The organism is Paenibacillus whitsoniae, assembly GCF_003955665.1.
Taxonomy (GTDB): Bacteria; Bacillota; Bacilli; order Paenibacillales; family NBRC-103111; genus Paenibacillus_E; species Paenibacillus_E whitsoniae.
Window position 1 is genome coordinate 1 of the sequence record NZ_RXHU01000139.1, and the last position, 6,130, is coordinate 6,130.

Annotated in this window: 4 protein-coding genes; 3 read left to right on the forward strand and 1 reads right to left on the reverse strand. The window is 58.5% G+C overall.

What is annotated here, in order from left to right; translation table 11 throughout:
- A partial coding sequence (locus EJQ19_RS31035) for a glycoside hydrolase family 3 protein (RefSeq protein ID WP_164716849.1) occupies positions 1-893 on the forward strand: 893 nt, incomplete at its 5' end.
- Between the two features lie 59 nt (positions 894-952).
- On the opposite strand, the gene EJQ19_RS31040 is transcribed toward EJQ19_RS31035, so the two are convergent.
- Positions 953-2,050, reverse strand: coding sequence for a YheC/YheD family endospore coat-associated protein (locus EJQ19_RS31040; RefSeq protein ID WP_126145084.1), 1,098 nt, complete (start codon positions 2,048-2,050; stop codon positions 953-955).
- A gap of 170 nt (positions 2,051-2,220) precedes the next feature.
- Between EJQ19_RS31040 and EJQ19_RS31045 the strand changes: the two genes are divergently transcribed.
- A complete protein-coding gene (locus EJQ19_RS31045; RefSeq protein WP_241243167.1) occupies positions 2,221-3,432 on the forward strand; it encodes a glycosyltransferase family 4 protein in 1,212 nt (403 codons plus the stop codon).
- 96 nt (positions 3,433-3,528) lie between these two features.
- Entirely contained in the window at positions 3,529-6,015 is a 2,487-nt protein-coding gene (locus tag EJQ19_RS31050) for a WIAG-tail domain (protein ID WP_126145085.1), read from the forward strand.
- Positions 6,016-6,130 lie beyond the last annotated feature (115 nt).

Genomic DNA, 6,130 nt, shown 5'->3' on the forward strand with positions numbered 1-6,130 from the left:
GTGTGAACAAACAGCCGCTTTGGCTGGGCGCTGACGAAGAGGGAGGCCGCGTCACCCGGCTGCCCGACGAATTGGTGAAAACGCCGACCAGTCAGGCGATCGGTCAATCCGGGAAGCTGCAGCTGGCGCGCGACACCGGTGCTCTGCTGGGCAAGGAGATGGCGGCGTACGGCTTCAATATGGATTTTGCTCCGGTGCTTGATGTGAACAGCAATCCGAAGAACCCGGTCATCGGCGACCGGTCGTTTGGTGCGAAGCCTGCCCTCGTCAGCGATTTTGGTGCGGGGATGATGAAAGGGATTCAAGCATCGCGCGTCGTGCCGGTTGTGAAGCATTTTCCGGGACATGGCGATACGTCGGTCGATTCCCATGTTGGCTTGCCAGTCGTGCAGAACGACCTGAACCGCTTACGTCAGTTCGAGCTTGTCCCGTTTGCCCGAGCGATTGCGGAGGGAGCGGACAGTGTAATGGTCGCGCATATTTTGCTGCCGAAGATTGATCAGAACAATCCCGCTTCTATGTCGAGCCTAATTATGACAGACTTGCTGCGCAAAGAGATGAAGTTTCAGGGCGTCATCATGACTGACGATTTGACGATGGGGGCGATTACGGAGCATCAGGACATCGGCGATGCGGCGGTTCAGTCCGTGCTGGCCGGTGCGAATCAGGTCATGGCGGGACATGGTGCAGAGAATGTCATTCGGGTGTTTCAGGCGCTGCATGCGGCGGTCGATAAAGGTACGCTGCCGGTCGATGTGCTGAATGAGCGGCTGAGTCGAATCGTGCAGCTGAAGCGCAAATATGCCCTGCAAAATAACGAGGTGTCCGTGCCGGATCTTACGGCATTGAATAAGGAGGCGCAGCGAATCGCAGCCGCCGTCTCACACAAATAAACACCGGACTTGTCTCAAACGCCGCGCAGGCGTCTGGGGCAGGTCCGGTGTTTTTTGTTTCATTTTTCGCCCGACAGCAAATATTTGGCGTACGCCATCGGATTGTAATAGGTGGATTTCCAATTGTCCTGCATGCCGGCTTCTTTGAAGCTGTAACGTTGGTCCTTCCCGTTGCATTCTATAAATAGTGGAAAGCCCTCCGTTGTAATCCCGACATCGAGGCCGAGGTCCGCCAAAGCGGGCAGCTCGCTGCTTAGATGGCGCGCAACCAGCAGAGAAAACTCGGCAACCCGGCAGCAGACGGCTTCGGGATCAAGATGCGGGTAGGCGGCGGACAGCAGGTCGGGCAGTGTCGTAGCTTTGCCGCCCTGCGCCACATTGGTCAGAAAATGCTTCCGTGAAGCCACCTTCGCTACAATGCCGGTGATGCCCCATTCGCCGCTTGCACCGCGCTGTACGGAGACGCGCAGATCGAACGGACGCCCATTCACGGTTGCGAGCGGAAGGCACTGCTGGATGAGGTAGGAGGTTGAAGCGATTTTGCGGCGCAGCGTGAGCGGCAGTCCTTTGCGGAAGAGGAACTTGCGCCATACGCGGTTTGTCAGCTTCATGCTGGCCGGATAAGTCAGCTTCCATCGGCCGCTGGGCAGCTTTTCGAGCTTCATGATCCCTCGGCCGATGCTGGAGTTGGTTGGTTTTAGAATCAGCGAGGTGTAAGAAGCCATCATCATTTTTACATTGGCAAGGGTAGCGGGATATGTGCTTGGCAAGTGGGGACGAATGTGCTCGTTTTTAAGTAAAAGGTTGTGGATGCGCATTTTGCTGTAACGATTCCAGCGATTGAACAGGTGGATGCCTCTTTGAGTCCATTGCTCCAAGATCTGATTGGAAGCGGCATCCAGGAAGATCGCGCGGTTGTGGATGACTTTGGGCAGATCGATCCACATGCGTTCCGTGCAGGATTCTTGCTGTACGTAGGCATGGACCTTCATCGAAGGCAGATGGACATCCTGCATGCGGAAATAGCAGGGCGTCAGCTTATACTGCTTGCAAGCATCCCGATAGAAGGAAATTTCTTCATAAAGGGTGTGCCCGTTCGGGATGCCGGCGAACAAAGTGTCGTTGACCAAGATGCCTACATAGGGACGACGCGACATAAGGTTCACTCCTTCTCCTTCTGTCATTTGGAAGCGGCTCGCAGAAAGGATTCCTCTCATAGTATGGAGTCGGGGGTGCACCGGTTTGTACGAAAGCTGATACAGGCTCTGAAAGTTCGGTAAATATCCGCGTGCGTACAGCAGGAACGTGATTAAAGGGGAGAACAATCGTGTCAAAAGGTCAACCGCGGGGCGCCAGACAGTGGCGCTCATCCAGACAGGTGGTTATCGTGTCGCCGGGCGCTTTTGCCATTCCATCAGAGAAGAGCAGCTCGGTCGAACAGGTGATTCAAAAGACGGCGGAGCCGCTCGCTGCGCACGTTCCCGTGACGGTTATTGGAAGAAAGACCTCATTTCAACGGGCAAAAGAGGTTCGCGGCGGCGTCACGTATGTGCGTGTGCCGTTCATGGGACCGGGAACGTATATCGCTGGGGCGATGCGGGAGATTGCCGGAATCAAGCCGGCCGTCATCCAGGTCGACAATCGTCCCCGGTATGTGTGGCGGCTGCGGCGGAAGTTTCCCCATGCGACGATTTCGCTCGTGCTGCATTCGACGTACTTTATCAGCGAGCCTCATATTGCGCTTTCAAGGCTTAGGGCGTGCTTGCGGGCCGCGACGACGATTATCGTCAACAGCGAGTTTCTTAAGGCGTATTTGCAAAAAAAAGTGCCTGCGGCGGCCCATAAAATTGTGGTCAATTATTTGGGCGTCGACACGGGCAGCTTTATATCCAAGTGGTCCCCGGAAGGAGAGGCCGCTAGGCGGATGATGCTGAGGGAGCGAGGCTTTGAGGGCCGTAAAATCATCCTGTACGCAGGACGTCTCATCCCGCAAAAAGGGGTGCATCACTTGCTGGAGGCGATGCCTGCGATTATCCAACGGGAGCCGAGAGCGCTGCTAGTCATCGTGGGAAGCGCGTTCTATGGCTCGCGCAGGGTGACGCCGTATGTGGCCCGGCTGAAGAAAAGAGCGCGGGCGCTCGCCGGTCACGTCGTCTTCGTTCCGTATGTCAAACACCAGGATATTCCCGCCTGGATGCGTCTTGCCGAGGTGGCAGTCGTACCTTCCATAGGAAAGGAAGCTTTCGGACTGGTCAATGTCGAGGCGATGGCGTCCGGTGTTCCGGTTGTGGCCACACGCGCCGGCGGTATTCAGGAGGTCGTTGAAGATGGGCAGACCGGTGTGCTCGTCTCGATCCCGAAAATTCGGCGAGAGTTGGCCGCGTCGCTGCTGCGTGTGCTGCAGGATGACGATCTGCAGCGCAAGCTCGGGGAACAGGGCATCGCCCGCGTGCAGGAGAAATTCACTTGGCAGCGTTCGGCGGAGAAAAGGCTTGAGCTGTACGCGCGATGGCTGGAAAACGCTCGAAGCGGCGGATGATCTGGGTAAGCGCACATTTTTACGGGCGAATGTACGCAACCGGATAGGGGTGAATATGTTACCACAGATTCTTTTTTGCTGAATGGAGAGGAAACGATGGCTAAGCGTAAAAGCGCCGGCATGAAGTCCGGCGTGCAAAAAGTAAATTCGCGCACGAACGAATTGCGATGGCTGGATGAACCGGTGCCGTCTGCCAAAGCCGAACGTCCCGCACCGCCTCCCAAGTCTGTGGTGCAGCCACCGCTTACACAGTCTATGGTGCAGCCACCGCTTACACAGCCCGCGGTTCAGGCTGACAAAGTGATCGACAAAGTGATGATGCGACCGCTGCAGGTTTCCCAAGTATCGACGCCGGCACCGCCGCTGCTTCTGTTCAATGAGCGGAAAACCGGAAGGGTTACGGATCCCGTGGTGTATACGGACGATTTGGTGGATGAATCCGTCACGTGGGAGAAAATTGCCGGCCGCTCCATTGACGACAGCAAGATCAAACCGAGCAGTATTGGAACGAGGGCCATTAAAGACTTTGCGATTGAGCAATCCAAGCTTGCCCCGAACAGCGTGACTCGGGAAAAAATCGCGTTTCATGCGATCTGCGACGAGCACATTGCGCTAAACAGCATCAGCGCGAACAAGCTGCAGGACCATTCGCTGGTCGGCGACAAAATCATGGATGCGACGATTCCGGGCGCCAAGCTGACCGATCAATCGATCGAGGGCATTAAGCTGGCAGACCGCTCCATTTTGCCACATCATTTGACCGAAATGGTCATCACCCAGGAGTTGATTGACAATCAGGCCGTGACGTCGGAGAAGATTCGCAGCGGCAGTGTGCAGTCCCGTCATCTCGCCAACTACATCATAGATACCGCGAAACTGATGGACGGCGCGGTTACTTCCGATAAAATCAGAACACAGGCGGTGACGCAGGAAAAGCTAGGAATCGGCAGCGTCGCGTCCGAGCATCTGCAATTGCAAAGCGTGTCGACCGAACACCTCAGCGCGCAGGCTGTGACGAACGCGGTTCTGGCGGACCAAGCCGTGGATAGCGCCAAGCTTGGCAGTCGCGTCGTGGAAGGCAGGCACATCGCGCCGGCATCCATCGTTGGGATGCATCTCGACAGCGATGCGGTGACGGGGCACCATGTGGCGCCGGGCGCCATCGAAACAATTCATATGGCGGAGGGTGCCGTGACAACGGCGTGCTTGCAGGATGAAGCGGTGACGTCGGAGAAGCTCGGCTTCGGCGCCGTGCAATCCTGGCACATTGCGAACGACATGATCCAGGCCGATCACCTGGAGGATGGTACGATTACAGCCGACAAGCTTGCCACCGGCGCAGTGACGGGCGATAAGCTTGCCGAAGGGAGTGTTGATGCGTATAAGCTGCGGGATGATTGCATCACCGCAGAGAAAATTGCGAAGCGCGCAATCGGCGCCAGTCATTTGAAAGAGGGGATCATTTCCGGCAAGCATTTGGCCAAAGGCTCCATCGGCGCCAAAGAGCTGGAGGTGCAGGCGGTTCAGCGCAGCCACATCGCCCCGGAAGCGGTCTCGGCGTGGCACCTGCAAGATGACGCCGTGACCGCTCGGAAGCTGGCGGCGGAAGCGGTGACCAGCGCCAAGCTGGCGCCGTTCTCGGTAGGCAGTTCCCATCTCCAAGCGGGGCTTATCGACGGGAGCCATCTTCAGCCCGGCGTCGTGACGGCGGCGCATTTGGCGCCGGATGCCATAACGCCGGAGCTGTTCAAGGACCGCAGCTTCGATGCCCGCAAGCTGGTTGAGCGCTCCGTTGGCAAAGCGCAGCTCGCAAGCGGTGCGGTCACGTCGGAGAAGCTGGCGCCGGGCAGCGTGCAGGCGCAGCACCTCACGGACGGCGCCGTTGGCAGCAGCCAGCTGGCGCAGGGCGTTGTCACGAACGGAGCGCTCGCCGCAGGCGCGGTCGACGGCACGAAGCTGGCGCCGAGCAGCGTGGATGGATCGCACCTGGCGCTGGGGTCCGTCCGTGCCGAGCACGTGACGGACGGGGCCATTGACGGCGCGAAGCTGGCGGAAGCCGCCGTCGCCGGCCGCCACTTGCAGGCGGCCTCCGTGGACGGCGAGAAGCTCGCCGATGGCGCCGTCGACAGCGCCAAGCTGGCCGCCGGCAGCGTGCACGGCCAGCACCTCGCGCCCGGCGCGGTGGCGGAGCAGCACCTGGCGCCGGGCAGTATCGACGGCGGCAAGCTCGCCGCCGGTACGATCCGCGACGAGCACGTGCAGGAGCGGTCGCTCACGTTATCGAAGCTGGTCGATAACGTGCTGCGCACCTCCCGCAAGCAGCGCAGCACGGTGCAGCAGTTCGGGCTCGCTCCGTTCGAGATGCCGGTCGAGGACGAAGTGTTGGAACTGGTCGTGGTTTTCGACGAGAAGTTCACGAACACAGACTACGTCCTGACGGCCACGACGACGCTTCCCGCGTATCACGTCACGATCAGTCGGAAGCTGGCGAACCGCGTGGTATTGGCCGTCAGTCGCATCAAGCCGACGACAGAGCAGCAGGGGATCGTGAACTGGATCGCGATCGGGCAGAGCTACGCGTAGGGGGTAAAAAAGTGATTCGCACGGACGGTGCGGGTCACTTTTTTTCGTTCGCTTGAGGTTCTCCGGTGCTTTTCTTGCGCTTTGCCTGAGGTTCTCCGGTGCTTTTCTTGCGCTT

What these genes read in the sequence shown, in the direction of transcription:
- EJQ19_RS31040 (WP_126145084.1), bottom strand. Translation starts at nt 2,050, where the DNA reads ATGTCGCGTCGTCCCTATGTAGGCATCTTGGTCAACGACACTTTGTTC.
- EJQ19_RS31050 (WP_126145085.1), top strand. Translation starts at nt 3,529, where the DNA reads ATGGCTAAGCGTAAAAGCGCCGGCATGAAGTCCGGCGTGCAAAAAGTA.